Here is a 26,467-nt window from a genome sequence, read left to right as displayed (position 1 = left end):
CAACTCCAGCCCGGAGTCGCGGTTTCCCGGCTTGACCTCGGCCGAGCGGCTGCCCTAGCGTGAGTTGTTCAGAAATATAGACGCCGATCAGAATGATGCACGAGCTGATGGCTCGGTGCATGGCCAAGGGAGCGCCCGTGACCTCAGCCCCGCTCGCCGCCCGGCTCACCAGCGGCACCGGACCGCTGTTCTTCCCCGTCACCGCCTACGGACCGGACGGCGCTCTCGACCTCGACGTCTTCCGCGCCCATGTGGGCGCCGGGGTCGAGGCCGGCGCCGCGGCGGTCTTCGCCTGCTGCGGCACCGGCGAGTTCCACGCGCTGACCCCGGAGGAGTTCCGCGACTGTGTCGCCGTCGCCGTCGAGGAGACCGCCGGCCGCGTCCCCGTCGTCGCGGGCGCCGGCTACGGCACGGCCCTCGCCGTCCGGTACGCGAGGCTCGCCGAGGAGGCGGGCGCCGACGGGATCCTCGCCATGCCGCCGTACCTCGTCGTCGCCGACCAGGCCGGACTGCTGCGCCACTACGCGGCGCTCGCCGCCGCCACCGCGCTCGGCGTCATCGTCTACCAGCGCGACAACGCCGTCTTCACCCCCGAGACCGTCGTCGAACTCGCCAAGGTCGACGGCATCATCGGCCTCAAGGACGGATACGGCGACCTCGATCTGATGCAGCGCATCGTCAGCGCCGTACGCACGGACGCCCCCGGCCGCGACTTCCTCTACTTCAACGGACTGCCCACGGCCGAGCTCACCGGCCTCGCCTACCGCGGCATCGGCATCACCCTCTACTCCTCCGCCGTCTTCTGCTTCGCCCCCGAGATCGCCCTCGCCTTCCACCGCGCGCTCATGAGCGGCGACGACGCGACCGTCGAACGGCTGCTGGACGGCTTCTACCGGCCGCTCGTCGAACTGCGCGCCTCCCGCAACGGATACGCCGTCTCGCTCGTCAAGGCCGCGGTACGGCTGCGCGGACAGGACGTCGGAGAGGTACGGCCGCCGCTGAGCGAGCCGTCCGCCGACCACATCAAGGAACTGGCCGACATCATCGGGCGCGGCTACGCCCTCCTCGGGGACGGAGCCGCCGAATGAGGACCGGCGCCTTCGTCTACCCCTGGGACGTCAACGGCGACCCCGGCGCCGCCGAGCGGATCGCCGGCCTCGGCGTCGGCCAGGTCACCCTCGCCGCCGCCTACCACTCCACCAGGGCCCTCACCCCCCGCCATCCCCGCCACCGCGTCGTCACCGCCGAGCACGCGGCCGTGCTCTACCCGCCGGACGACAGCCGCTGGGCCGGGCGGACACCGCACCCGTACCCGGCCGGGGCATGGGCGCCCGGCGACGCGTACGGGGAGGCCGCCGAAGCCCTCACCGCCGCCGGGCTCGACGTGCACACCTGGGTCGTCCTCGCGCACAACTCCCGCCTCGGCTCAGAACATCCCGGCACGTCCGTCGTCAACGCCTACGGGGACCGCTACCCCTGGGCGCCCTGTATCGCCCAGCCCGCCGTCCGCGCGTATCTGCTGGACCTCGCCGCGGAGGCGGCGGTCCGGCCCGGCGCACGCGGCACCGAACTCGAGTCCTGCGGCTGGTACGGCCTCGCCCATCTGCACGCCCACGACAAGATCGCGGGCGTCGGACTCGGCGACGCCGCCCAGTACGCGATGTCGCTGTGCTTCTGTCCCGCCTGCGGCGAGGGATACGCCGCCCGCGGCGTGGAGCCCGGAGAGCTGAGCGCGGCGGTGCGGGAGGCACTGGAGCCGGTGTGGCGGGGGAGCGCGCCCGCCGACATCCCGGTGGAGAAGCTGCTCGGGGCCGAACCGGCCGCGCTCACCCTGGAGTTCCGCACGCATACCGCCCGCACCCTTCAGGAGGCGGTGGTCGCGGCGGTACGGGCCGCCGCGCCGGAGGGTTTCCAGGTGCTGCTGCACGCCGACCCGGTGGCGTACCACTGCGGTGCCAACGCCGGCGTCGACCCGGCGCACATCCTGGGCCTCGCCGACGGCGTGGTCGTGCCCTGCACCGGCGGTGCGCGGCTGCTGTCCCCGTTCGCCCGGCACGCCTCCGCCGGCTCCGTGATCGCCGCCAACCTCACGGTGGTCGGCGGTATGGGCGGCAGTCCCGGCACCCTCGCCGCCGACGCGGCCGACGCGGCCTCGCTCGGTGCGAACGAACTGCGGCTGTACCACGCGGGTCTGGCTTCCGACCAGGATCTGGCGGCGGTCAGGGCCGCGCTGTCCGGCCTCGGCTGAGGCCCGCCAGGGCTGCCGCCGTCACCAGGCCCAGCACCCCGACCGCCACCAGCAGCACCCGTACCTCCACCACCGCGACCAGCCCCGCGCCCAGGGCCAGTGCCACCGCGTTGGGTACGAACAGGAGGGACTGGGCGGTGGCGGCGGCACGGCCGAGCACCGCGTCCGGTGTCTCGCGCTGTACCGCCGTCATCGCCGCGACGAGCACACACGGCAGCCCCAGCCCGACCGCTCCGGCGCACACCAGCGCCACCGCGTCGTACGGCAGTGACCGCAGCCCCACCGCCACCGCGAACAGCCCGGTGCCCGCCGCCGCGAACACCCGCTCCGGCAGCCTCCGCAGCAGCGGCCCCGCGAGCAGCCCGGCGACCAGGGAACCCGCGCCCTGCACCGCGTACAGCACCCCGACGAACGTCGGGGCGTGCCCGAGCACCCGGTCCACGACCGCGAACAGCAGCGCCCCGTTCAGTCCGGCCAGCAGCATCGTGGCCCCGCCGGCCGCCAGCAGCGGCCGCAGCACGGGGGAGCGCCACAGCGCGCGGGCGACCTCGGCCGTGTCCGCCCAGGCGTACCGGGACCGGGCCGGCTTCTCCTCCCGCACCCTGAGCAGCGCGAAGATCCCGGCCGCCAGCGCGAACGTCGCCGCGTCCAGCAGCGCCACCGACGCCCCGCCGAACCGGGCGAACAGCCCGGCCGCGGCGAGCGGAGCGATCAGCTTCGTGCTCTCGTTCACCGTCATCCGCAGCCCGTTGAGGTCGCCGAGCAGCCGCCGGTCGACGGCGCCCGCCACCAGTGCCGTCTCCGCCGCGTCCTGGACCACCCCGGCGGCCCCGTACACGACGAGGACACCGAACAGCAGCCACACGCGGTCACCCGAGTCGAGCAGCAGCAGCGCCGGCAGCAGCGCCGCCATCGCGGCGTTGACCGCGATCAGCAGCGGCCGTCTGCGCACCCGGTCGGCGAGCGTGCCCAGCAGCGGCCCGGCGAGCGCGGGCGCCCACATCGCGAACACCGTCAGCGCCGCCAGAGTGTCCGACCCCGTCAGCGACTTCACCCAGATACCGGAGACCAGCCACATCGCCGTCGTGCCGAACCCCGACACGAGCAGTCCCGACACCCACAGCGCCGCATTGCGGTCCCGCAGCACCCCGACCTTTCCCGCAGCCACCGCCGCTCCCTCCCCAGGTCCCGTCCTTCGGATCCCGTCGATCCCGCGGGCATCGTGGCAGCGGCAACCGGTCGGCCGGATGGGGCAGTTGCCGTACTTTCCCGTGCGATGGCTCCCTACGCCGTAACATCCCGCGCACCACCCGTCACTCATGTACGAGGGGAAACACTGTGCGCAACAAGGGGATAACCGCACTTCTGTGCGCCGGGCTGGTCTCCGGTACGGCGATCCTGGCCGGAGCCGTGCCCGCGTCCGCGGCCGGCCCGGCCGCCTCCGCCAAGGCCGGGGCGAGCGCCGCCGAGGACGTACGCGAACGGCTGGAACGCATCCCGGGCATGACGGTCGTCTCGGTCGTGGACCGCGAGGGATACCCGTACTACACGCTGACGTACGCCCAGCCCGTCGATCACCGCGACCCACGCCGCGGCACCTTCACCCAGCGTCTGACGCTGTGGCACAAGTCCACCGACCGGCCGACCGTGTTCTACACCGGCGGCTACACCCTCCCCACCGGCATCGCTTCCCTCACCCGCCTCATCGACGCCAACCAGATCAGCGTCGAGCACCGCTACTTCGCCGACTCCCGGCCCGCGGGCCCGGCCGGGGACGACTGGTCCAGAATGACGATCCAGCAGGAGGCGAGCGACGAGCACCGCATCACCCAGGCGCTGCGTCGCATCGAGAAGGGCAAGTGGCTGGGGACCGGTGGCAGCAAGGGCGGCATGACCGCCACGTACCACGAGCGCTTCTACCCGCAGGACCTCGACGCGGTCGTGGCCTTCGTCGCCCCCAACGACGCCCACAACCGCGACGACTCGACCTACGAGCGGTTCTTCCGCACGGTCGGCACCGAGGAGTGCCGGGACGCGCTCAACGCCGTACAGCGCGAGATGCTGGTGCGGCGTGAGCGCCTGCTGCCCAAGTTCGAGGCGGACGCCGTGAAGAACGGCGACACCTTCGAGGAGACCCTCGGCACCACCGACCGGGCCTACGAGTTCGCCGTCCTCGACCAGGTGTGGAACTTCTGGCAGAGCGACACCGTCGAGAACTGCGCCACCGTGCCCGACGCCAAGGCCGTCGGTGACGACGAGCTGTACGAGTGGTCGAAGCAGCACGGCTTCAGCGTCTACCAGGACGAGACGCTCGGCACGAACGGATCGGGGCCCTACTACCGGCAGGCCGCGACCCAGCTCGGCTGGGCCGACCTGAAGTTCAAGCACCTCAAGGACGTGCGCCACCACCCGGACATCTACCAGCCGAACTCGGTGCTGCCCGCGGCGATGCGCGGCTCGTACAACAACGCGGCCATGGCCGACGTCGACCGCTGGGTCACGACGCGCGGTGAGCGGATGATGTTCATCTACGGCGAGAACGACCCCTGGAGCGCGGAGAAGTTCACCCCGAGCCGCCACGACTCGTACCGCTTCGTCGTCCCGGGGGCGAACCACGGCGCCTCGATCGGGAAGCTGCCCGCCGAGCAGCAGGAGCAGGCGATCTCCACGATCAAGCGGTGGGCCGGGGTGAAGTAACACCCGAGGTCGGGTAACAGCCTGGTCAAGTAACGTGGCGAAAACCTGAAAGGCCTCCTCGGCGGGCACAATCCAGCCGTCCGACACCGCGCGGAACCGTCACCCGCCGAGGAGAGCCCATGCCGGAATCACAGCAACAGAACGCTGTCGACCGTTACTTCCGAATAAGTGAACGGGGATCGACCTTCGGTCGCGAGGTACGAGGCGGTTTCGCCACGTTCTTCACGATGGCCTATATTCTCGTCCTCAACCCGATCATCCTCGGCGGCGCCGAGGACAAGTTCGGCGCCCATCTCTCCGGGCCCCAACTGGTCACCGTCACCGCCCTCGTGGCGGCCGTGATGACCGCGATCATGGGCCTGGGCGGCAATCTGCCGCTCGCCATCGCGGCCGGGCTCGGCCTCAACGCCGTCGTCGCCTACCAGATCGCGCCGCTGATGAGCTGGCCCGACGCGATGGGTCTGGTGGTCATCGAGGGCGTCGTCATCTGCGTACTGGTCGTCACCGGGCTGCGCGAGGCCGTCATGCACGCCATCCCGCAGCAGCTGAAGCAGGCGATCAGCGTCGGCATCGGACTCTTCATCGCCTTCATCGGCTTCGTCGACGCGGGCTTCGTGACCCGCATCCCCGGCGACACCGGGTCCGTTCCGGTGCAGCTCGGCGCCCAGGGGCAGCTGTCCGGCTGGCCGGTGCTCGTCTTCTGCCTGGGTGTCCTGCTCACCATCTCGCTGGTGACCCGCAAGGTGCGCGGCGCGATCCTCCTCTCCATCGTCGCCATGACGGTCCTCGCCATCGTCATCAACGAGGTGGCCGACATCGCCCCGCTCGCCTGGGGCCTGACCGTTCCCACCGTTCCCGGGGACATCGTGGCCGCCCCGGACTTCGGACTCGTCGGCTCCTTCAGCCTCTTCGGAGCCTTCGGGCAGGTCAGTGCCATCACCATCGTCCTGCTCGTCTTCACCCTCGTCCTGAGCGACTTCTTCGACACCATGGGCACGGTCGTCGGCGTCTCCAACGAGGCCGGGCTGCTGGACGAGAAGGGCGACGTCCCGAACCTGGGCCGCGTCCTGCTCATCGACGGCGCGGCGGCCGCGGCGGGCGGCGCGGCCTCCGCCTCCTCCGCCACCTCCTACATCGAATCGGCCGCCGGCGTCGGCGAGGGCGCCCGCACCGGCCTCGCCAGCGTGGTCACGGGCGCCCTCTTCGGACTCGCCCTCTTCCTCACGCCGCTGGCCACGGTCGTCCCCGCCCAGGCCGCCGCCCCCGCGCTGGTCGTGGTGGGGTTCCTGCTGATGACCCAGGTCCGCCACATCGACTGGCAGCGGTACGAGATCGCCATCCCCGCGTTCCTGACGATCGCCGTGATGCCGTTCACGTACTCCATCACCAACGGCATCGGCGCCGGATTCCTCGCGTACGTGGTCCTGCAGACGGTCCTCGGCAAGGCGCGCGAGGTGCACTGGCTGCTGTGGGCCACGGCGGGGCTGTTCGCCGTGTACTTCGCGATCGACCCGATCGAGCAGCTGATCGGCGTCAAGTAGTAGCTCGGCGTCCCGCCTCGTAACGGAGGGCCAGGCCCGTCGCCAGCGCGCCCAGGCCCTCCCACAGGCCCACACCCAGGAAGCCGGAGGGTGCCCGCCCGCTGATCACCGCCACGGTGAAGACCGTGCAGGTCAGCAGGCGGAACGGGACCGTCCAGCGGAAGAAGGGTCTCCAGTCGGAAAGCGCCGCCAGGACGTAGTACACGCCCATGTTGAGCGCCGCCATGGACGAGGCGGTCAGAAAGACCGGTGTGTGGTCGCCCTCCGCGCGCGCCGAGTCCGGTATGGGCTCGAAGCCCATGGCCGTGAGCAGAGCGCCCGGGGCGATCAGCCCCACCACACCCATGACGGCGGCGAGCGCGCCGAAGACGGCCATGGTCCAGCCGGACGGGGAGCGGGGCAGCAGCTGCACGAAGTCCTCCATGCACACGGTGAGTTGAGGCTTGAACGACCCTGCATACCGTGCGCCCCGCTCCGGTCCGCGACCGGGGGTCTATCCGAGCGCCGCCTTCATCATCTTCTGCGCGATCGGCGCCGCCAACCCGTTGCCGCTGACCTCGGAGCGTGCCGCCCCGGAGTCCTCGATGATCACCGCGACCGCCACCTCCTTGCCCGTCGCCTCGTCCTTGGCGTACGAGGTGAACCAGGCGTACGGCGTCTTGCTGTTGTTCTCGCCGTGCTGGGCCGTGCCCGTCTTGCCGCCCACCTCGGCGCCGCTGATGCGCGCGTTGGTGCCCGTGCCGTCCTCGACCACCGTGACCATGGCGCTGCGCAGCTGCTCCGCCGTGGACGAGGACACGATCCGCTCGGTGTCGGAGTCCTCGTAGCTCTGCAGCGTGGTGCCGTCCGCGTCGACGACCTTGGAGACCATATGCGGGGACGCCATGAGGCCATCATTGGCCAGGGCCGCGGACACCATCGCCATCTGCAGCGGGGTGGCCGTGACCTCGAACTGGCCGATGCCCGTCAACGCCGTCTGCGCCGAGTCCATGTTCTCCGGATACACACTCTTCGAGGCGCGCACGGGAACGTCCTGTTCGGCGTCGTTGAAGCCGAACTTCTCCGCCATGGCCCGGACCTTCTCCTTGCCCAGATCCGCCGCCAGCTTCCCGAAGACGTTGTTGCAGGAGTACTGCAGCGCGGTGCGGATCGTGGCGTTCCGGCAGGGCGCGGACTTGTTCTCGTTCTCCAGCACGGTCCGGGTGTTCGGGAGCGTGTAGGGCTGGGGGCTGTCGGTCCGCTCGTCCACCGACGAGTAGAGCCCGTCCTCCAGCGCGGCCGCCGCGACCACCAGCTTGAACGTCGAGCCGGGCGGCAGCGGCTGCCGGAGGGCCCGGTTGACCATGGGCTGGTCCTTGTCGCCGGAGAGCCGCTTCCAGGCGTCGCCGTCGGTGGTCCCGCTGATCTTCGACGGATCGTACGACGGGGTGCTCACCACGCCGAGGATCCGGCCGGTGCCGGGATCGATGGCGACCGCCGCGCCCTTGTTGTCGCCGAGCGCCTCGAAACCGGCCTTCTGCACGGCCGGGTCGATGGTGGTGAGCACGTCACCGGACTGGGCCTGCTTTCCGGTGAGCACGTCCAGCGGGTTCTTCAGCCGGTTGTCGGTGCCGTCGAGGACGTCGCTGTAGATGCCCTCCAGCTGCGTGGCGCCGTACGCCTGTGAGCTGTAGCCGGTGACCGGCGCGTACAGCTCGCCGTTCGTGTACGTGCGCTTGTACGCGAGATCGCTGCCCTCCGTTCTCTTCGAGCCCGTGACCGGGGAGCCGGCCACGACGATGTCACCGAGCGGCTGCGCGTACTGCGCGATGGTGTTCCGCCGGTTGTGCTTGTCGTCCGCGAGGGCCTCGGCCTCGTATCCCTGCACCCAGGTGGCCCGCACCAGCAGGGCGAGCACCAGGAGCAGGCTGAAGACCGCGGCGCGCCTGATCGTCTTGTTCATCCCTGAAAAGGACGAGAGGCCCGGAGGCTTCCGTTCCGTTCTGCCGGGTTTCTCAGGTAATCCTCATCCGGCGCGGTGCCGTGGTGCCGCGGTGCCGTGGTGCCGCAGGTGCTCGCTCAGCCGTCGAGCCGGAGCACGAACTCCTCGGTCTCCTCGCCCCGCGCATGGACGAACCCACGGTCACGGCCCGTGACGGTGAAGCCGCACTTGGCCAGGACGCGCAGCGAGCCCGCGTTGTCGGTGGCGGCGCGCGCGTACAGCGGACGTTCCGCCACGAGGACGAGCAGTTCGCGCAGCGCGGCCGTGGCCACGCCGCGTCCCCAGTGGGCGCGGTCGATCCAGTACGTCACCTCGCGCTCCCCGGGCGGTCCGTAGACGGCGGCGTGGCCGGCCGGGGCGCCGTCGACGAGCACGGTGCGATTGACGGCGTCCGTGCCGAGGATCCGCTCCCAGTGGGCGTCGAAGCGGGCCCGGTCGCCCGGGTCCTCGGCGGTGAACGCGGCCATGCGGCCGCTTTCGGGGTCCTGCATCAGCGCGAAGAAGTAATCGAGGTCCGGCTGACGGACCTCGCGCAGGACGATCCGCATCAGAGCCTCCGGGTGGCGAGGGTGAGCCGGTCCCGCGCGTCGAACAGCGCGTCCTTGATCATCTGCTCGTGTCCCGGCGTCAGCCGGGCCACCGGCACCGAGCAGCTGATCGCGTCCCGTGCCGGGGTGCGGTACGGGATGGCGACGCCGAAGCAGCGCAGCCCCAGCGTGTTCTCCTCGCGGTCCACGGCGTAGCCCTGCTCGCGGATCTGCCGCAGCTCGTCGATGAGCCGCTCCCGGTCGGTGATGGTGTGCTCGGTGAGCGCGGGCAGCGTCTCCGGCAGCATCTTGCGGACCTGCTCGTCGCTGTGGGTGGCCAGCAGTGCCTTGCCGAGCGAGGTGGAGTGCGCGGGCAGCCGGCGACCGACGCGGGTGAAGGGGCGCAGATAGTGCTGCGACTGCCGGGTGGCGAGGTACACGACGTTCGTCCCGTCGAGACGGGCCAGGTGGATCGTCTCGGTGGTGTCGTCCGAGAGCCGGTCCAGTGTGGGCCGGGCCGCCGCGACGACCTCGTCACCGTCGATGTACGACGTGCCGACGAGCAGCGCCCGTACGCCGATCCCGTACCGCGTGCCCGTCGCGTCGGTCTCCACCCAGCCCAGCTCGACCAGGGTGCGCAGCAGCATGTACAGGCTGGACTTGGGGTAGCCGACGGCCTCCTGGACGGCGGCGAGCGAATGCATACCGGGCCGGCCCGCGAAGTACTCGAGCAACTCCACCGTCCGCACCGCGGACTTGACCTGAGCCCCACCCTGCTCGGCAGTTGCCATGGCCCTCCACCCTTCTTGACCGCGCAGAACGCCCGGAAATAGAGTCCCCACGTCATCACACATTCATCATCGGGAACTCTGTTCAGAATACCGAACAACTCCGGGAAGGAAGCCGCGGTGGGAGCAGCACCAGTCTGGAGTGTGGACCCCCGAACCGGGAAGCCGCGTGAGCAGGTTGCGGTCGAGGCCACAGCGGAGGAGGTCGACCGGGCGGTACGGGCCGCGGACGCCGCACGGCCCGCCCTCGCCGACCGTACGGTCCGCGCGGCCCTCCTGCGCACCGCCGCGGACCTCCTCGACGAGGCCGGCGAGCACGTCATCGAGGCCGCCGACGCCGAGACCGCCCTCGGTCCGGTGCGGCTGACCGGAGAACTCGCCAGGACCACCGCCCAGTTGCGGGCCTTCGCCGACGTCGTCGACGAAGGTGCCTTCCTCGACATCCGCATCGACCACGCCGACGCCGGACGCACCCCGCCGTGGCCCGATCTGCGCCGCTGGAAGATCCCGCTCGGCGTCGTCGCCGTCTACTCCGCGAGCAACTTCCCGCTCGCCTTCTCCGTGCCGGGCGGGGACACCGCGAGCGCCCTCGCCGCGGGCTGCCCCGTCGTCGTCAAGGCCCACCCGGACCATCCGGCCACCTCCGAGCTGTGCGCGGCGGTGCTGCGCAGGGCCGCCCAGCAGGTCGGGCTGCCCGAGGACGTCGTCGCGCTGGTCCACGGCTTCGACGCGGGAGTGGAACTCGTACGCCACCCGCTGGTCGCGGCCGCCGGTTTCACCGGTTCGGTACGCGGCGGGCGCGCCCTCTTCGACGCGGCCGCCGCCCGTCCCGTGCCCATCCCCTTCCACGGTGAACTCGGCTCCCTCAACCCGGTGGTGATCACCGAGGCCGCGGCCGCCGAACGCGCGGAGGCCATCGGCAACGGCCTGGCCGGCTCGATGACCCTGGGGGAGGGGCAGTTCTGCACCAAGCCCGGATTCGTCCTCGCCCCCGAGGGCGACGCGGGCGACCGGCTGCTGAAGTCGCTGACGGCGGCGGTCAGCGAGACCGAGCCCGGCGTCATGCTCGACCACCGGATGCGGGAGGCGTTCGTCGCCGGCGTCACCGAGCGGGCCGCGCTCGACGGCGTCGAGGCACCCGTCACTCCCGGTGCGGGAGGGGAGCACACCGTCAGCGCGGGCTTCCTGACCGTACCGGCGCGGCGGCTGGCCGCCGAAGGGGCGCACGATCTGCTGCTGGAGGAGTGCTTCGGCCCGGTGACCGTCGTCGCCCGCTACGCCGCCACCGACGAGATCGGGGCCGTCCTCGCCCGGCTGCCCGGCAATCTCACCGCCACGCTGCACATCTCCGAGGACGAGGCGGCCGGCCCCGCGGCGGAGCTGCTCGCCTCGCTGACCCCGCTCGCCGGCCGGGTCCTCGTCGACGGCTGGCCGACCGGAGTCGCCGTCGCCCCCGCCCAGCACCACGGCGGCCCCTACCCGGCCACCACCTCCACCTCCACCTCGGTCGGCGGCACCGCGATCGAGCGCTGGCTGCGCCCGGTCACCTACCAGTCGACGCCGACCGCGCTGCTCCCGGCCGAGCTGCGCGACGACAACCCGCTCGGGCTTCCGCGCCGGGTCGACGGGCGCCCGGAGGGTCTGGAAGGCTGACCGCGTGACCGACGAGATCGACCTGCCCGAACTGCCCTTCCCGCTGCGTCCGTACGGCCCCGACGCCGACTGGTCGTACGAGAACGGGATGCTCACCGGCTGGGCGGGCGCGCGGCAGGACCGTTTCGTGCCGCCCACCGGTGAGGCACTGGACCCGGCTTCCGACGCACCCCGCCTGCTCGGTGCGCCGGAGGGCGACTTCCAGCTGATCGCGCGGGTCAAGGTGGGGTTCGGTGCCGCCTTCGACGCGGGCGTGCTCTACCTCCACGTCGCCGAGCGGGAATGGGCCAAACTCTGTCTGGAGCTGTCCCCGGACCGGCCGACGATCTGCACCGTCGTCACCCGGGGCCACTCCGACGACGCCAACTCCTTCGTCCTGGAGGGCGACAGCGCCTGGCTGCGGATCAGCCGCACCGGCGGCGCCTTCGCCTTCCACGCCTCGCCCGACGGGGAGCGCTGGACCTTCGTCCGGATCTTCACCCTCGGCACCCGGGAACAGGCGGACGCCGCACTCGTCGGCTTCATGGCCCAGTCGCCGGTCGGCGAGGGCTGCGTCGTCACCTTCGACCGCGTCGAGTTCCGCCCGACCTGGCCGGAGGGCCTGCGCGACGGGTCCTGACCCGGCCGGTCGTCGGCCGGGTCGGCGGGTCCCGGCCCCGGCAACCGCCCACGGCGGGTCGGGGCGGCCGCTCTTCGACGGGCCGGGGTGGCGTGGCCCGGCAACCGCCGCTCCGGTCGGCCGCGTCCTGACCGGCATGATCCTTCCCGCCGGGATACGCCCGGCCGTACCCGCCGACCTCGACGCCATCACGCCGCTGCACGCCGAGGCCCGTGCCACCTACTACCGCGGCCGGATACCGGACCACCTCTTCGACAGCGCCGCCGAGCACGCCAGGACCGGCGAAGGCTGGGCACGCGCCGTGGAGCGCGGCGATGTGCTCTGCGCCGTGCTGCCGGACGGAGAGCTCGCGGGCGTGGCCGCGTACCGCGCGGACGGCGGGGGCACCGTGACCCTCACCCAGCTCCACGTCGCTCCCGCCCGCCGGCGCCACGGCATCGGCAGCGCCCTGCACTCCGCGTGCCTCGCGGACTGGCGCCGCGCGGGCATGAGCACGGCACGCCTGGAGGTGTACGAGCACAACGAACGCGCCCGGGCGTTCTACGCGGCCAGGGGCTGGGCGCCGGACCCGGACGGGCCGCGGGCCGGAGCCCATCTGGTGCTGACGCTGCGGCTGAGCGGGGAATGAAAGCGCACGGTCACAGGTTGTCGCGCACGCCGGGTGAACCGTGGACGGGCGCCCGCACACAACCGAGCACGGCCGAAGAGAGAGAAGTCAGTCCCATGCGCGTCGAGATCTGGAGCGACATCGCCTGCCCTTGGTGCTACGTCGGGAAGGCACGCTTCGAGCAGGGCCTCGCGGCCTTCGCCCACCGCGACGAGATCGAGGTCGTGCACCGCTCCTTCGAACTCGACCCGAACCGCCCCAAGGGCGAGACCGCTCCCGTGATCGAATCGCTGGCGAAGAAGTACGGCCGCACGGTGGAACAGGCCCGTTCCATGGAGGAGCACGTGGCCACCACCGCCCGCGCCGAGGGCCTCGGGTACCGCACCGACGGCCGCGACGTCGGCAGCACCTTCGACATTCACCGGCTGCTCCATCTCGCCAAGGCCCGCGGCCGCCAGGACGAGCTGCTGGACCTCGCCTACCGGACGAACTTCGCCGAGGAGCGGTCCGTGTTCGACCCGGAGGTCCTGGTCGACCTGGCCGTCCAGGCCGGTCTCGACGCCGACGAGGCCCGTGCGGTCCTCACCGACGAGGACGCGTACGCCGACGACGTACGGGCCGACGAGCGCGAGGCCGCCGAGCTCGGGGCGAGCGCCGTGCCGTTCTTCGTTCTCGACCGCCGATACGGGGTCTCCGGCGGACAGCCGGCCGAGGTCTTCACCCAGGCCCTGGAGCAGGCCTGGCAGGGCCGCGCGCTCGTCCCGGTCAGCACGGCGGACGCGGCCGCCACGGGCGCCTGCGACACCGACGGCTCGTGCGCGGTCCCGCCGCAGGCGTGATCGCACGGTCCCTGCGGGATCCGGGCGCAGGCTCGGTCGCACGGTCCGTACGGGCCCCGGCGCAGGCGTGGTCGCACGGTCCGTGCGGGTAGGGGAGGGGACATGGACACCCTGGGTGGCGCCGAGTTCGCGCCGACGTCGACGTATCTGAACACGTCCGCTTGCGGTCTGCTGCCGCGCCGTACGGTCGAGGCCGTCAAGCGGCTCGCCGAGGAGCTCGCCGACGGCCGCCCCGAAGGCGCGGGCAGCTTCGCGTCCGTGGAGGCCGTCCGCGCGTCCTTCGCCCGCCTCACCGGCGTGTCCGCGGAGCGCGTCGCGGTCGGCGGTTCGGTCGCGGTGCATGTCGCGCTCATCGCGGCCTCGCTGCCCTCCGGTGCCGAAGTCGTCGCTCCCGAGGGGGAGTTCAGCTCCGTGGTCACGCCCTTCGCGGTCCGCGGCGATCTGAAGGTGCGCTACGTGCCGCTCGACGGGATCGCCGCCGCCGTGCGGCCCGGCACCGCGCTGGTCGCCCTGTCCGCCGTGCAGTCCGCGGACGGCCGGATCGCGGACCTGCCGGCGGTACGGGCCGCCGCGGCCGCCCACGGCGCGCGTGTCCTCCTCGACGCCAGCCAGGCCGCGGGGTGGCTGCCGCTGGACGCGGGGGCGTACGACTACACCGTCACCGCCGCCTTCAAGTACCTGCTCTGCCCGCGCGGCGCGTCGTTCCTCACCGTCACCGAGGACGCGCAGGAGTCACTCGTCCCGGCCCACGCGGGCTGGTTCGCGGCCGAGGACCTGGAGGGGAGCAGCTACGGCCCGGTCGAGGAGTTCGCCCGTACCGCCCGGCGCTACGACGAGCCGCCGGCGTTCCTCGCGTACCACGGGGCCGAGCAGTCCCTCGCGCTGCTGGAGGAGATCGGGGTCGGGACGGTCCACGCCCACAACACCGCCCTCGCCGCCCGCTTCCGCGCCGGGCTGACGGAACTCGGCCATGCGCCCGTGACCGGTGACTCCGGCATCGTCGCCGTACCCGGTCTCGGCGGGCGGCAGCCGGAACTCACCCGTGCCGGGATCCTCGTCTCGGCCCGCGCGGGCAATCTGCGGGCCTCGTTCCACCTCTACAACACGGTGGCGGACGTGGACAGGGCGCTCGACGCGCTCTCGGACTGAGCGGGCTGCCCCGGCCGGTCCGCCGTCGCCGGTCCGTCCGTAGGCGTGGGCGTCTGCCCCGGCCCGTCCGCCGGCGTGGGCGTCTGCGCCGCTCCGTCCGTCGGCGTCGGCGTCAGCGTCTGCGCCGGTCCGTCCGCTCCTCCCGGGACCTGCCCGGCGCACGCCGCCATGTCCGTGCAGAGGTTTCCCTCGACCTTGGCCAGCAGCCGGGCCAGTTCGGTGCGCTCGGCAGGTTCCAGCCCGGCGAGGGTGTGCTCCTCCAGCGTGCTCCAGGCCCGGCTCACCTCGGTGTACAGCGCGCAGCTGGCCTCCGTCGCCTCGACGAGAACGGCTCGCCGGTCCGCCGGGTCCGGGCAGCGCCGGACGTGCCCGGACTGCTCCAGGCGCTGGAGCATCTTCGTGACGGTGGACGGGTCGAGCTCGCAGATCCTGATGAGCTCCGACTGACGTACCGGCCCGGCGCTCCAGACGTGCATCATCACGATCTCCTGGCCCGGGTACAGGCCGGTCTGCTTCAGCAGCCTGCCGGCGGCCATGCGGTGGAGTCGGGCGATCCGCGAGACGGCATGGCTGACCGGGCCGTTGCGGGCGGCCACGGGCAAGCGCTCGTCGCGGCCGGCGTCGGGACAGACGGGGTCGGCCTCCGGTCTCATCGGGCCTCCTCGGGGTGCTTCCGGCGGATGCCGGGGGTCGGTCCGACCGTCCCACACATCCATCTCCACAGATTACCTTGGTCGGCCAATGAATGCGTTACAGTGGCAGGCGTGGTCATTACTTGGCCGACCAATTATCCCTGCCCGCCTGTTTCCCGGGAGCTGACATGACCCTCGCCTTCGACCCGATCGACCTGTCCGGCACGCGGCTGTCCAACCGCATCGCCATGGCGCCGATGACCCGCAGCCGCGCCTTCGGACCCGGGCTCAGCCCGACCGACTCCACCGTCGAGTACTACGCGCAGCGCGCCTCGGCCGGACTGATCATCACGGAAGGCATCCAGCCCTCCGCCGTGGGCCAGGGCTACCCCGACACTCCCGGTCTCCACTCCGAGGAGCAGACCGCCGCCTGGCGCCGGGTGACCGACGCCGTGCACGCCAAGGGCGGGCGGATCTTCGCCCAGCTCATGCACGCGGGCCGGATCGGGCACCCCTCGCTGCTGCCGGGCGAGCTCGCCCCGGTCGGCGCCTCGGCCGTGGCCGCCGACGGGCAGCTCTTCACCCACGAAGGCCCCAAGGACTTCGTCACCCCGCGCGAGCTGACCTCCGACGAGGTGCGCGCCACGATCGGCGATTTCGCCGCCGCCGCGCGCAACGCCGTGGAGGCCGGCTTCGACGGCGTCGAGCTGCACGGTGCCAACGGCTACCTCATCCACCAGTTCCTCGCGCCCAACACCAACCTCCGCGGCGATGAGTGGGGCGGCTCCGCCGAGGCCCGCATCCGCTTCGCCGTCGAGGTCACCAAGGCGGTCGTGGCCGCGATCGGCGCCGAGCGCACCGCGATCCGGATCTCTCCCACCAACGCGTACAACGACATCGCCGAGCCCCTCGACGAGGCCGAGCGGGTCTACCCCGCGCTGGTCCGTGAGCTGGACGCGCTGGGCCTCGCGTATCTGCACATCCTGGAGGGCGGGCCCGGGGTGCGCGAGCTCACCCTCGCCCTGCGCAAGGAGTACGCCGGCACCGTCGTCCTCAACGCGGCGACCGACGGGCCGACCGGCCACGGTGAACTCGCCCTGATCGAGGACGGCATCGCCGACCTCGTGTCGTACGGCGCGCTCTTCCTCGCCAACCCGGACCTGCCGGCTCGGCTGAAGGCGGGCGGCCCTTACAACACTCCGGACATGTCGACGTTCTTCGGCGGCGACGACAAGGGCTACATCGACTACCCGGCGCTGACCGGCTGACCGGCTGACCGGCCGACCGGCTGCGTTCAGCGGCTGACGGCTGATCGACGACAGGGCGAAGGGGGCCGGTCGCGCGCCCGCGACCGGCCCCCTTCCGTGCTGTCACCGCCGTCACCGCACCGGCGAGAAGTCCCTCGAGCCGATGAACGACGGCCGCGGCACCGGCGCCGCGAAGGGGTCCTGCGCGGCGTTGTCGACGCTGTTGAACACGATGAAGACGTTGCTGCGCGCATACGGGGTGATGTTGTCCCCGGAGCCGTGCATCGCGTTGCAGTCGAACCAGGTCGCCGAGCCCGCCCGGCCCGTGAACAGCCGGATGCCGTGCCGGTCCGCGAACGCGGTCAGCGCCTCGTCCGAGGGCGTGCCGGCGTCCTGCATCTGCAGCGACTTCTTGTAGTTGTCCTTGGGCGTCTCACCCGCGCAGCCCAGGAAGGTCTTGTGCGACCCGGGCATGATCATCAGCCCGCCGTTGGTGTCGAGGTTCTCGGTGAGCGCGATCGACACCGACACGGTCCGCATGCGCGGCAGCCCGTCCTCGGCGTGCCAGGTCTCGAAGTCCGAGTGCCAGTAGAAGCCCGAAGCCCCGAAGCCCGGCTTGACGTTGATCCGCGACTGGTGGACGTACACGTCCGAGCCGAGGATCTGCCGCGCCCGCCCCACGACGCGCTCGTCGCGCACCAGGGCCTCGAAGAGCTCGCTGATCCGGTGCACCTCGAAGACGGAGCGCACCTCCTGCGACTTCGGCTCGACGATCGAGCGCTCGTCGGCCCGTACCGACGGGTCGGAGACCAGCCGGTCCAGCTCGGCGCGGTAGACCGCGACCTCGTCCGGAGTGATCAGCTCGTCGATCGCCAGGAAGCCGTCACGCTCGTACGACTGGAGCGCGGACGGGGAGATCGGGCCCGGCGCCCCGGGCGGGGACCAGACCACCGGGTCCTGGCGGGGGACGGCCGTCTCGGCGGCGCCGCGGGTGGGATAGAGATCGGTGATCGCGGTGGTGGTCATCTGTCAGCCCTCCTCGGACTCGGTGAGCAGCGGGTAGACGCCGTTCTCGTCGTGGTCCTCCCGTCCGGTGACGGGCGGGTTGAAGACGCAGACGCAGCGGAAGTCCGTCTTGGGACGCAGGGTGTGGCGCTCGTGACCGTCCAGCAGGTACATCGTGCCGGGCTCGATCCAGTGCGCCTCACCGGTCTCGTCGTTCGTCAGCTCCGCCTCGCCCTCCACGCAGAGCACGGCCTCGATGTGGTTCGCGTACCACATCGACGTCTCCGTACCCGCGTACAGCACGGTTTCGTGGAGGGAGAAGCCGACCCTCTCCTTGGCGAGCACGATGCGCTTGCTCTCCCAGGTGCCGGACTTGGACCTGACGTGCCGGTCGGTGTTCTCGATGTCCTTGAACGATCGGACGATCACAGTCGTGCGCTTCCTCTCCTGCTTGCGGTGTTTCAGGCGGTCTCACGGACGGCGCGGGCGAGCGTTCGCAGCCCCTCGTCCAGTTCGTCGGGCGTCACGGTGAGCGGCGGCAGCAGTTTCACGACCTCGCTCTCCGGGCCCGAGGTCTCCAGCAGCAGACCGAGTTCGAAGGCCCGGGCGCAGACCGCCGCCGCCCGGCTCTTGTCGGCGAACTCCAGGCCCCAGACCAGTCCGCGGCCGCGGTAGTGGGCGCCGTACGCGGAGTTCTCGTCGCAGACCGCCAGCAGGGCCTGTTCGACCTGCTCGCCGCGGGCGATCGTCTGCTTCTCCATCTGGCCGTCGGACCAGTACGTGTCCAGCGCGGCGGCCGCGGTGACGAAGGCGGGGTTGTTGCCGCGGAACGTGCCGTTGTGCTCGCCCGGCTCCCAGATGTCCAGTTCCGGGTTGAACAGGCAGAGCGACATGGGCAGTCCGTAGCCGCTGATGGACTTCGACAGGGTGACGATGTCCGGGGCGATGCCCGCCTCCTCGAAGGAGAAGAAGGCACCGGTGCGGCCGCAGCCCATCTGGATGTCGTCGACGATGAGCAGCATGTCCTGGCGGTGGCAGAGGTCGGCGAGCGCGCGCAGCCATTCGGCGCGGGCCACGTTGATACCGCCCTCGCCCTGCACGGTCTCGACGATCACGGCCGCCGGCTTGTTCAGGCCGGAGCCCTGGTCCTCCAGCAGCCGCTCGAACCAGAGGAAGTCCTGGACCTGCCCGTCGAGGTAGTTGTCGAACGGCATCGGCGTGCCGTGCACCAGCGGGATACCGGCGCCGGCGCGCTTGAAGGCGTTGCCGGTGACGGCGAGCGAGCCCAGCGACATGCCGTGGAAGGCGTTGGTGAACGAGACGATCGACTCACGGCCCTTCACCTTGCGGGCCAGTTTGAGCGCCGCCTCGACGGCGTTGGTGCCGGTCGGGCCGGGGAACATCACCTTGTACGGAAGGTCGCGCGGCCGCAGCACGATGTTCTGGAAGGACTCCAGGAAGGCGCGTTTCGCGGACGTCGCCATGTCCAGGCCGTGGGTGATGCCGTCGCGCTCCAGGTAGTCGATGAGCGCGCGTTTGAGTACGGGGTTGTTGTGGCCGTAGTTGAGTGATCCTGCGCCGGCGAAGAAGTCCAGATAGGTGTGGCCGTCCTCGTCGGTGAGCCGTGCGCCCTGCGCGCGGTCGAACACTGCGGGCCAACCGCGGCAGTAGCTGCGCACCTCCGACTCCAGGGTCTCGAAGACACTCAGGGCGGGCGGGGTGATGGTCACAGCGTTTCACTCCTGATGTGGGGGTCGAACGGAGCTCGGGCGTAGGTCTGTGGGCGATCGGTGCGGTCCGATGCCGGACCGTGCCGGTCGCGGGAGCGGACCGGGTCAGCCGGCGATCGGGCCGATGCGGTACAGCACTTCGGGCTCGTGCCCCCCGTCGGGGAACAGCCCTCCCTCGAAGAGCACCTCGCGGTGCAGTGACGCGCCGTGCCGGTCCGCGTACGAGGTGAAGAGCCGGTCGGAGGCGGTGTTGTCCGGGGTGACGGTCGTCTCGATCGAGCGGATGCCGTGCCGCGCGGCGACGCGGTGGGTCAGCGCGTCGAGGAGGGTGCCTGCCAGGCCGCGGCCGCGGTGCGCGTCGTCGACGGCGACCTGCCAGACGACCAGCGTCTGCGGGCGCTGCGGCCGGATGTATCCGGTGACGAACGCGATCGGCTCACCGTCCGTGCCGCGGGCCACCACGGAGGTGGTGGCGAAGTCGCGGCACCACAGCAAATAGCTGTACGAGGAGTTGAGGTCCAGGACCTCGGAGTCGCGGGCGATGCGCCAGATTGCGGCTCCGTCCTCCACGCGTGGGCTGTCGATGCTCAGTGCGGTGGTCATGCGAATTGAATTTACCGAGCCAATTCGCAAATTGCATCGAGGAGAGGGGTTGGGTGGAGCGGCTGTCTGTGTTATCGCGCGGGCGCGAGCACAAGCGCTGCGCTGAGGCGAACTCTCCCTATTTGACCGGGAGTTATCGGGCAAAAAATCTTGCGTGTGGTGTCTGTCACACGTTCGTAACCCGTCCGGAATGAGGCTTGGATCTTGTTGTAACTTTGGCGTTTAGGGCCAGGGAAAGCGGGCAGAAGAATACGGGGAGCTGCTCACCATAAAGCAGCTCCCCGCATTCTTTTATTAATGCGCTATTTGTTTGTCGATGAGATGCAGGACACGCTGGACATTACTTCTGCCAGGCCTCGGCGGCGGCGCGCCGGGCGCCCTCCGCGTCCGCCCCGACGCCGTGCTCGCCGAGGGCGGCGCCCAGCGCCGCCAGCGAGGACTGCACCACGTCACAAGTCGCATCCACGCCGTAGTGGTTCACCCGGATCATCTCGGCGGACAGGGCCCCTCCGCCCGCGACGAGCGGCAGCGACGGGTCGACCGCAAGCGCCTTCGCGACCAGGTCCGAGGCGTCGACCCCGGCGGGCGAGCGCAGCGTGGTCGCCACCGGCGCCGCGTCGCCGGCCTCGTGCACGTACGGCGTCACGCCGCCCAGCGCCAGGGCGCCCGCGCGCGTCGCCGCGGCGGCCGAGGCGTGCCGCGCCATCAGCGCCGCCGGTCCCTCCGCCTCGATGCGCTCCAGGCACGCTTCGAGCGCCAGCATCTCCAGCTGCGCGGGCGCGTGCAGCAGGGCCTTGCGGCCGCCGTCGATCCAGCGCTCCTTCCAGTCCAGCAGCGACAGGTACGAGCGCCGGGGCGCGGCCGGGTTCGCCGCGAACCGCTCCCAGGCGCGCTCGCTCACCGACACGGCCGAGACCCCGGCCGGTCCGCCCATCGCCTTCTGCGCCCCGATCACGCACAGGTCGACGCCCCAGGCGTCCGGCAGCAGCGGCTCCGCGCCCACGGAGGCCACGGCGTCCAGCATGAACAGCGCGCCGTGGGCCCGTACCACCTCGCCGATCTCCGCGACCGGATTGGTGTTGCCGGTCGCCGCCTCGGCGTGCACCAGCGAGACGAAGTCGATCTCCGGGTGCCTCTCCAGCGCCCCGGCGATCTGCTGGGCCGTGACCGCCGTGTGGAACGGCACCTCCAGATCGGTCACCACGGCACCACAGTCCCGCAGCCAGTTCCCGAAGGTCTGCCCGTACGGCCCCGTGACCACGTTCAGCGCGGCCGATCCCGGCCGGGCGCCGCCGCGGATGCAGCCCTCCAGCGGGAGCAGCGCCTCGCCCTGTGTGATCACGACGTCCGCCTCGGTGTCGAGGAGGGCGGCGACCCGTCGCTCGATGGCCGCGAACCGCGCGGCGGTCAGCGGGGGCAGGTCCAGGAACGGGTGGCTCACGGTGGTGCTCGCTTCGGTCGAGAGGGTCGGCGGTCGGGTCGGACGGGTGTTCGCTGATGTCCTCGGTCGAGCGTAGAGCAGGGCTCGTAGAGTGCTGGTCATGAGCGATCACGTGGTGCTGCATGTGAAGGGGCGGGTGCTCGTCGGGCCGGAGGAGGTACGGGACGAGCTGTGGGTGGTCGGCGGGCGTGTCACGTACCGGCGGCCGGTCGCCGGGGATGTCCGCACCGTCGAGGGCTGGGCGCTGCCCGGGCTGGTCGACGCGCACTGCCATGTCGGGCTCGACCAGCACGGTGCGGTGGACGAGGCCACCAGCGAGAAGCAGGCGCTGACCGACCGCGACGCCGGGACGCTCCTGATCCGCGACGCGGGGTCGGCCGCCGACACCCGGTGGATCGACGAACGCGAGGACCTGCCGAGGATCATCCGGGCCGGCCGGCACATCGCCCGCACCCGCCGCTACATCCGCAACTACGCCCATGAGATCGAGCCCGGCGACCTCGTCGCCTACGTCGCCCGTGAGGCACGCCGCGGCGACGGCTGGGTCAAGCTCGTCGGCGACTGGATCGACCGGGAGGCCGGCGACCTCACCGCCTGCTGGCCGCGCGACGCCGTCGAGGCGGCCATCGCCGAGGCGCACCGCCTCGGCGCCCGGGTCACCGCGCACTGCTTCGCCGAGGACTCGCTGCGGGACCTCGTCGAGGCGGGCATCGACTGCATCGAGCACGCGACCGGGCTGACCGAGGACACCATTCCGCTGTTCGCCGAGCGCGGCGTCGCGATCGTCCCGACGCTCGTCAACATCGCCACGTTCCCGCGGCTCGCCGACGGCGGCGAGAGCAAGTTCCCGCGCTGGTCGGACCATATGCGGCGGCTCCACGAGCGCCGCTACGACACCGTCCGCTCGGCCTACGACGCGGGCATCCCCGTCTACGTCGGCACGGACGCCGGCGGGACGCTGCCGCACGGGCTCGTCGCGGCCGAGGTCGCCGAGCTGATGACGGCCGGCATCCCGGCGGTCGACGCGCTCTCGGCGACGACCTGGGGCGCGCGGAGCTGGCTGGGGCGGCCGGGCCTGGAGGAGGGCGCGCCGGCGGACCTCGTCGTGTACGAGGCTGATCCGCGGGCGGACGTACGGGTGCTGGCCGCGCCGCGCAGGGTGATCATGCGGGGCCATGTCGTCGGGTGACGGGCCGAGTCGGTCGGGCGACCGGGTTGACGGGGCGTGACGCGGGGGCTGTGCCGGTCGTTGTGCCCCTTCCGTCCGCTTCCGTGCGCCACGCGCAGGTCAACCGGCGTACGCCCCGTACGCCCGCCGCAGGAGGGACGTAAGGGAACGCCCGTACCTCGTTAATCGAATGCGGGCACGGAAACCCCACTTTGGAGTGAACTCACTTCAGGTGTCTGTCAGTTCACTCTCAGTGCGTAAGGATTCCGGTGTTCTCAGTCGCCGCCGCCGCGCACGCGTCCCTGTGGCGGGCGGCCCGGCGACGCCATGTCTCCTGTGGGGGTTCCACCACCGTGATCAGCAACAGCTTCCGTCTGCCCGTACGTCGCTCCGCGGCCGCCATGGCCGCCACGGCGCTCGCCGCCGGACCCGTGGCGCTCGCCGCCCCGGCCCACGCGACCGGCGGCGGCGACGGGCGCGCGAGCGCGGTCGTCCTCCGCACCGGCCTTGACGTCTCCCTGCTGAACAAGACCGTCGAGGTGCCCCTGAAGGCGTCCCTCAACGAGGTCGAGGCACCGGAGAGCGCCGAGAAGACCGCGCTGGCGGTCCAGTTGGAGGGTGTCGACGGGGGCAGGCCGGTGAGCGTGCTGAGTGCCGAGGTCGCCACCGCGAAGGCGACCGCGGACCGGTACAGGGCGGAGGGACGGGTCAACCTCGCTCACGCCAAGGTGCATGTGCCGGGGCTGCCGTTGCTCTCCCTCATCGAGGTCGAGAAGGTCACGTCCAAGGCGGTCTGCGAGACGGGCAAGAAGCCCGTGGCGGTGTCGAACCTGCTCGGGTCGGTGTGGGTGCTCGGCAAGAAGACCACGCTGAGCACCGGCGGTACGACCCGGGTCAAGGTGCCCGCTGTCGGCGAGGTCACCCTCGAACTGTCGAAGACGCACACGACGTCACGGACGGCCGCGGCCACCGCGCTCGAACTGAAGGTGTCCGTCAACCCGCTCAAGCTGAACGTCGCCGAGGTCGAGGGCACGCTGACGCTCGCCCACGCGACCTGTGAATCGCCCACTGGCCGCGCGGAGGAGCCGCCGACGAAGGCTCCCGACGTCAAGCCCCAGACGGGCGGCGACCCGGGCAAGGCCGCGCCCGCGGAGGCGCCCGCGAAGGAGAACCTCGCGGCGACAGGCGGCAACGGGATGACGCCGTACTTCGCGGGCGGCGCGGTCGTCCTGCTGCTCGTCGGCGGCGGCGCGGTGGCGCTCGCCCGCAGCCGGGCACGCGGCTGACCCCGAGGGGCGCCTCGGGCGGGGCGCCTCCGGCCTCCGGCGGGGTGGAGGGCCGAGGTCGTCCGCCGGACACGGACCGGCGGGCGGCTCGTGCCCACCTCTGGACCGCGGTCCTGAGGGTGGCCCGGAGCGGCTCCGGCGGCACCCGTCCGGTCCGGTCCCCACTCCGCGGCGGCCCAAGCCGGCCCGGAGACACGGGAGGCGGACCCACCGGGCGCCGCGCCCGCGGCGCCCACCTCGCTCGGCCCACCCCGCTCAGCCCACCCGCTCCACCACCGCGCTACGGCCGGCAAGCCCCGTAAGGGAAGGGCCTCAGCCGCGTACCGCCGTCGCGCCCACGCCCGTGAGGGCCTGGTCGAGGGCTTGGAGGAAGCGGTTCGTCGTGGGGCGGTCGCGCACCGCGAGGCGCAGCCAGTGGCGGTCCAGGCCGGGGAACGTGTCGCCGCGGCGGGCCGCGAAGCCGAGCGTCCGCAGCCTGCCGCGCACCTCGTCCGCGCGCTCGATCCGCACGAGGACGAACGGCCCCTCCGCCTCCGTCACCGTCCGCACCTCGTCGAACTCCGCGAGCCCCGCCAGCAGATGCGCCCGGTCCGCCGCGATCCGGTCCGCCGCCGCCCCGGCCTCCGCGAGCGCGCGCGGCGACATGCACGCCTCCGCCGCCGCGAGCGCCGGAGTCGCCACCGGCCACAGGGGCTGCGCGCGTTCCAGATCGGCGATGGTCTCCGGAGCGGCGAGTACGTACCCGATCCGCAGCCCCGCGAGCCCCCACGTCTTCGTCAGGCTGCGCAGCACCACGAGCCCCGGGACATCGGTCCGCGGCGCCAGCGCCTCCGGCTCACCCGGCACCGCGTCCATGAAGGCCTCGTCGACCACCAGGATCCGCCCCGGCCGGGCGAGCCGGGCCAGGTCGTCGGCCGGGTGCAGGACGGAGGTCGGGTTGGTCGGATTGCCGACGATCACGAGATCCGCGGACTCCGGCACGAGCGCCGGGTCCAGCCGGAAGCCGTCCTCCGCACGCAGCAGCACCCGCTCCACCGCATGCCCCGCGTCCCGCAGCGCCGCCTCCGGCTCCGTGAACTGCGGGTGCACCACCACCGGACGGCTCGCCCGCAGCCCGCGCGCGAGCAGCACGAACGCCTCCGCCGCCCCCGCCGTCAGCAGCACCCGCTCCACCGGCAGCCCGTGGCGCGCCGCGACCGCCTCCCGCGCCGCCCGGCCGTCCGGGTAGGCGGCGAGCGAGAGCAGCGACTCGGCGATGCGTTCGCGCAGCCACACCGGTGGTGTCCCGGCGCGGACGTTGACCGCGAGATCGGTCAGCCGTCCGTCGCGCACCTCCGCGTCACCGTGGTGCCGCAGATCGTGGAAGTCGTCGCGGAAACCGTCGTGGAAGTCAGCCGGCGAGTTCATGCTCGTCCTGCAGGTCTCGGGGCTGTGGCGGTTCGCAGCCGGCGACCGCCTCCCGGTAGCGCTCCACGACCAGATCGGCCAACTCCTCGCCGGCGCCGATCGGTTCGGCGTACCGCACCTGCGTGTCCGGATGGGCCTCCGCCCAGCCCTCCGCGTGCAGCCGCGCCCGCTCCACCGGACCGCCGTCGAACAGCACGTACGGCAGCACCACGATCCGGCGGGCCCCGAGCCGTACGCACCGGTCCAGCCCGGCCGGGACGTCGGGCGCGGCCGTCGACACGAACGCCGTCTCCACTCCCGCGTACCCCCGGCCCTCCCACAGCAGCCGAGCCGCCCGGTGCACCTGCGCGTTGGCCTCCGGATCGGCCGAGCCGGGAGCGACGAGCAGGACCGTCACGTCGGCCCGGTCCCGTGGCGTACGGGCGGCCCCGCCCAGGGCCTCGTCCAGCCGCCGCTCCAGCAGCGCGAGCAGCGCCGGGTCCGGGCCGAGCACCCGGCTCCGCGTGACGGACAGCCCGGGGTGGCTCGCGCACGCGGCGGTCAGCGCCGCGGACAGCCCGTCATCGGCCCGCCGGTCCGGTACCAGCGCCAGCGACACGGCGGCCAGCCGCTCGGCGCCCGCCGCGACGAGTTCGTCCACGGCCTCGCCGAGCGGCCATCGCTCGGCACCGACCAGACCGGCCGTGACGGGGATTCCGGGATGGCGGCTGCCCAGGTGCTCCACGAAGTCCAGGAGCGCCGCGGCTCCGGCCTCGTGCCGGGCGCCGTCGGCTGCGATGAGCAGTGCGGGCGGGGAAGTCACACGTTCTCCTTGCCGTGGGGGCGATGCTGCCGATGCTGCCCGACCGGGCCGCTGTTGGTCACGTCCGGGATCATGTCCAGTTCCGGAATCGAGGAATCCGCTCGGCGCACGATGGCACAGGTCACCGCGCCGGGTCCTCCCTGACCTCCGGATTTCCGTTTCGCCGCCACGAGTTCTCCTCCACCCATGAGCGCGGCCGCCTCGGCCACCGACGCAGTGCCCAGCGCGGCCGCCGGCGTCTGTGAGGGATGCGGCACCCGCACCTTGGCCAGTTCACCGGCGGGATACGTCAGCAGCGGCACACCGAGCGCGGCCGCGGCGGCCACGATGCCCGGCTCGTCCGCCTTCGCGTCCACCGTCGCCAGGGCGACGACCGCCTCCCGCGCCGCCCCGGCCTCGCGCAGCACGCGCAGGATCAGCCCCAGTACCTCGTCGACGGGCGCACCCCGGCGCGCCCCGACCCCCACGACGAGCCCGCTCATGGCGTGGCATCCGGT

24 protein-coding genes and 2 pseudogenes are annotated in these 26,467 nt (G+C 72.1%); 12 read left to right on the top strand and 14 right to left on the bottom strand.

Annotation, left to right across the window (positions count from 1 at the left end; translation table 11 throughout):
- Positions 1-137: 137 nt before the first annotated feature.
- Together OG766_RS07880 and OG766_RS07875 are read left to right on the top strand one after the other, a co-directional pair.
- A complete protein-coding gene (locus OG766_RS07880) occupies positions 138-1,088 on the top strand; it encodes a 5-dehydro-4-deoxyglucarate dehydratase (protein ID WP_328724884.1) in 951 nt (316 codons plus the stop codon).
- On the top strand, positions 1,085-2,248 hold the full coding sequence (locus OG766_RS07875) for a hypothetical protein (RefSeq protein WP_266375097.1): 1,164 nt from the start codon (positions 1,085-1,087) through the stop codon (positions 2,246-2,248). Before OG766_RS07880 ends, OG766_RS07875 begins: the two co-directional genes overlap by 4 nt.
- On the opposite strand, the gene OG766_RS07870 is transcribed toward OG766_RS07875, so the two are convergent.
- Positions 2,220-3,416: an MFS transporter gene (locus OG766_RS07870; RefSeq protein ID WP_443045460.1), complete on the bottom strand. Its 1,197-nt coding sequence runs from the start codon at positions 3,414-3,416 to the stop codon at positions 2,220-2,222. The genes OG766_RS07875 and OG766_RS07870 overlap by 29 nt on opposite strands.
- 170 nt (positions 3,417-3,586) lie before the next feature.
- On the opposite strand from OG766_RS07870, the gene OG766_RS07865 reads away from it, so the two are divergent.
- Together OG766_RS07865 and OG766_RS07860 are read left to right on the top strand one after the other, a co-directional pair.
- The gene (locus tag OG766_RS07865; protein ID WP_328724883.1) at positions 3,587-4,945 is read left to right on the top strand and encodes a S28 family serine protease; all 1,359 of its coding nucleotides are present in this window, start codon (positions 3,587-3,589) and stop codon (positions 4,943-4,945) included.
- 119 nt (positions 4,946-5,064) lie between these two features.
- Positions 5,065-6,486, top strand: coding sequence for an NCS2 family permease (locus tag OG766_RS07860; protein WP_266375099.1), 1,422 nt, complete (start codon positions 5,065-5,067; stop codon positions 6,484-6,486).
- On the opposite strand, the gene OG766_RS07855 is transcribed toward OG766_RS07860, so the two are convergent.
- The 4 genes from OG766_RS07855 to OG766_RS07840 form a co-directional block, all read right to left on the bottom strand.
- Positions 6,479-6,910, bottom strand: coding sequence for a hypothetical protein (locus OG766_RS07855; protein ID WP_266375100.1), 432 nt, complete (start codon positions 6,908-6,910; stop codon positions 6,479-6,481). The genes OG766_RS07860 and OG766_RS07855 overlap by 8 nt on opposite strands.
- Positions 6,911-6,979: 69 nt before the next feature.
- Positions 6,980-8,428, bottom strand: coding sequence for a peptidoglycan D,D-transpeptidase FtsI family protein (locus tag OG766_RS07850; RefSeq protein ID WP_328724882.1), 1,449 nt, complete (start codon positions 8,426-8,428; stop codon positions 6,980-6,982).
- A 116-nt stretch (positions 8,429-8,544) separates the two neighbouring features.
- Positions 8,545-9,015 (bottom strand): GNAT family N-acetyltransferase, encoded by a 471-nt coding sequence (locus tag OG766_RS07845; protein WP_328724881.1) that lies wholly within the window; start codon positions 9,013-9,015, stop codon positions 8,545-8,547.
- Positions 9,015-9,785, bottom strand: a complete 771-nt coding sequence (locus tag OG766_RS07840; protein ID WP_328724880.1) for an IclR family transcriptional regulator — start codon at positions 9,783-9,785, stop codon at positions 9,015-9,017. Before OG766_RS07840 ends, OG766_RS07845 begins: the two co-directional genes overlap by 1 nt.
- 117 nt (positions 9,786-9,902) lie before the next feature.
- Here OG766_RS07840 and OG766_RS07835 point away from each other — a divergent pair, with 117 nt between their 5' ends.
- The 5 genes from OG766_RS07835 to OG766_RS07815 all read left to right on the top strand — a co-directional run bounded on the left by OG766_RS07835 (position 9,903) and on the right by OG766_RS07815 (position 14,649).
- Positions 9,903-11,435: an aldehyde dehydrogenase (NADP(+)) gene (locus OG766_RS07835; protein ID WP_328724879.1), complete on the top strand. Its 1,533-nt coding sequence runs from the start codon at positions 9,903-9,905 to the stop codon at positions 11,433-11,435.
- A gap of 4 nt (positions 11,436-11,439) precedes the next feature.
- Positions 11,440-12,054 carry a DUF1349 domain-containing protein gene (locus OG766_RS07830; protein WP_266375105.1) on the top strand — a complete coding sequence of 205 codons (615 nt, stop codon included), beginning with the start codon at positions 11,440-11,442 and terminating at the stop codon, positions 12,052-12,054.
- Between the two features lie 136 nt (positions 12,055-12,190).
- Positions 12,191-12,682, top strand: a complete 492-nt coding sequence (locus OG766_RS07825; protein WP_266375106.1) for a GNAT family N-acetyltransferase — start codon at positions 12,191-12,193, stop codon at positions 12,680-12,682.
- A gap of 95 nt (positions 12,683-12,777) precedes the next feature.
- On the top strand, positions 12,778-13,500 hold the full coding sequence (locus tag OG766_RS07820) for a DsbA family oxidoreductase (protein ID WP_266375107.1): 723 nt from the start codon (positions 12,778-12,780) through the stop codon (positions 13,498-13,500).
- Positions 13,501-13,602: 102 nt separating this feature from the next.
- A complete protein-coding gene (locus tag OG766_RS07815; protein WP_266375108.1) occupies positions 13,603-14,649 on the top strand; it encodes an aminotransferase class V-fold PLP-dependent enzyme in 1,047 nt (348 codons plus the stop codon).
- A gap of 158 nt (positions 14,650-14,807) precedes the next feature.
- Here OG766_RS07815 and OG766_RS07810 read toward each other — a convergent pair.
- Positions 14,808-15,302 (bottom strand): annotated as a pseudogene (locus OG766_RS07810) (MarR family winged helix-turn-helix transcriptional regulator); the annotation flags it as partial.
- 167 nt (positions 15,303-15,469) lie between these two features.
- Here OG766_RS07810 and OG766_RS07805 point away from each other — a divergent pair.
- Entirely contained in the window at positions 15,470-16,549 is a 1,080-nt protein-coding gene (locus OG766_RS07805) for an alkene reductase (protein WP_328724876.1), read from the top strand.
- Positions 16,550-16,660: 111 nt separating this feature from the next.
- Here the strand turns inward: OG766_RS07805 and thpD are convergent, their stop codons facing one another.
- The 5 genes from thpD to OG766_RS07780 all read right to left on the bottom strand — a co-directional run bounded on the left by thpD (position 16,661) and on the right by OG766_RS07780 (position 21,307).
- Positions 16,661-17,554: an ectoine hydroxylase gene (gene thpD, locus OG766_RS07800; RefSeq protein ID WP_266375110.1), complete on the bottom strand. Its 894-nt coding sequence runs from the start codon at positions 17,552-17,554 to the stop codon at positions 16,661-16,663.
- A gap of 3 nt (positions 17,555-17,557) precedes the next feature.
- Complete coding sequence (locus tag OG766_RS07795) at positions 17,558-17,962, bottom strand: ectoine synthase (protein WP_266375111.1); 405 nt, start codon at positions 17,960-17,962, stop codon at positions 17,558-17,560.
- A 32-nt stretch (positions 17,963-17,994) separates the two neighbouring features.
- Positions 17,995-19,263, bottom strand: coding sequence for a diaminobutyrate--2-oxoglutarate transaminase (gene ectB / locus OG766_RS07790; protein ID WP_266375112.1), 1,269 nt, complete (start codon positions 19,261-19,263; stop codon positions 17,995-17,997).
- 105 nt (positions 19,264-19,368) lie between these two features.
- Positions 19,369-19,866, bottom strand: a complete 498-nt coding sequence (gene ectA, locus OG766_RS07785; RefSeq protein ID WP_328724873.1) for a diaminobutyrate acetyltransferase — start codon at positions 19,864-19,866, stop codon at positions 19,369-19,371.
- Between the two features lie 340 nt (positions 19,867-20,206).
- The gene (locus tag OG766_RS07780; protein WP_266375114.1) at positions 20,207-21,307 is read right to left on the bottom strand and encodes a pyridoxal-phosphate-dependent aminotransferase family protein; all 1,101 of its coding nucleotides are present in this window, start codon (positions 21,305-21,307) and stop codon (positions 20,207-20,209) included.
- Positions 21,308-21,407: 100 nt separating this feature from the next.
- Between OG766_RS07780 and OG766_RS07775 the strand changes: the two genes are divergently transcribed.
- Positions 21,408-22,496, top strand: coding sequence for an amidohydrolase family protein (locus OG766_RS07775; RefSeq protein WP_266375115.1), 1,089 nt, complete (start codon positions 21,408-21,410; stop codon positions 22,494-22,496).
- A 332-nt stretch (positions 22,497-22,828) separates the two neighbouring features.
- Positions 22,829-23,761: an SCO1860 family LAETG-anchored protein gene (locus OG766_RS07770; RefSeq protein WP_266378150.1), complete on the top strand. Its 933-nt coding sequence runs from the start codon at positions 22,829-22,831 to the stop codon at positions 23,759-23,761.
- A 312-nt stretch (positions 23,762-24,073) separates the two neighbouring features.
- On the opposite strand, the gene cobC is transcribed toward OG766_RS07770, so the two are convergent.
- From cobC to OG766_RS07755, 3 genes and pseudogenes are all read right to left on the bottom strand, one after another.
- Complete coding sequence (gene cobC / locus OG766_RS07765) at positions 24,074-25,168, bottom strand: Rv2231c family pyridoxal phosphate-dependent protein CobC (protein WP_328724872.1); 1,095 nt, start codon at positions 25,166-25,168, stop codon at positions 24,074-24,076.
- Positions 25,152-25,970 (bottom strand): sirohydrochlorin chelatase, encoded by an 819-nt coding sequence (locus OG766_RS07760; protein WP_323137246.1) that lies wholly within the window; start codon positions 25,968-25,970, stop codon positions 25,152-25,154. The genes cobC and OG766_RS07760 overlap by 17 nt, the downstream gene beginning before the upstream one ends.
- Positions 25,971-26,071: 101 nt before the next feature.
- Positions 26,072-26,443: pseudogene (locus tag OG766_RS07755) on the bottom strand (cobalamin biosynthesis protein); the annotation flags it as partial.
- Between the last annotated feature and the right edge of the window lie 24 nt (positions 26,444-26,467).

Source organism: Streptomyces sp. NBC_00259 (assembly GCF_036181745.1).
GTDB lineage: Bacteria > Actinomycetota > Actinomycetes > Streptomycetales > Streptomycetaceae > Streptomyces > Streptomyces pratisoli.
Note: the sequence above shows the minus strand (reverse complement) of the source record. Positions and strands in the feature narration are given on the sequence as shown.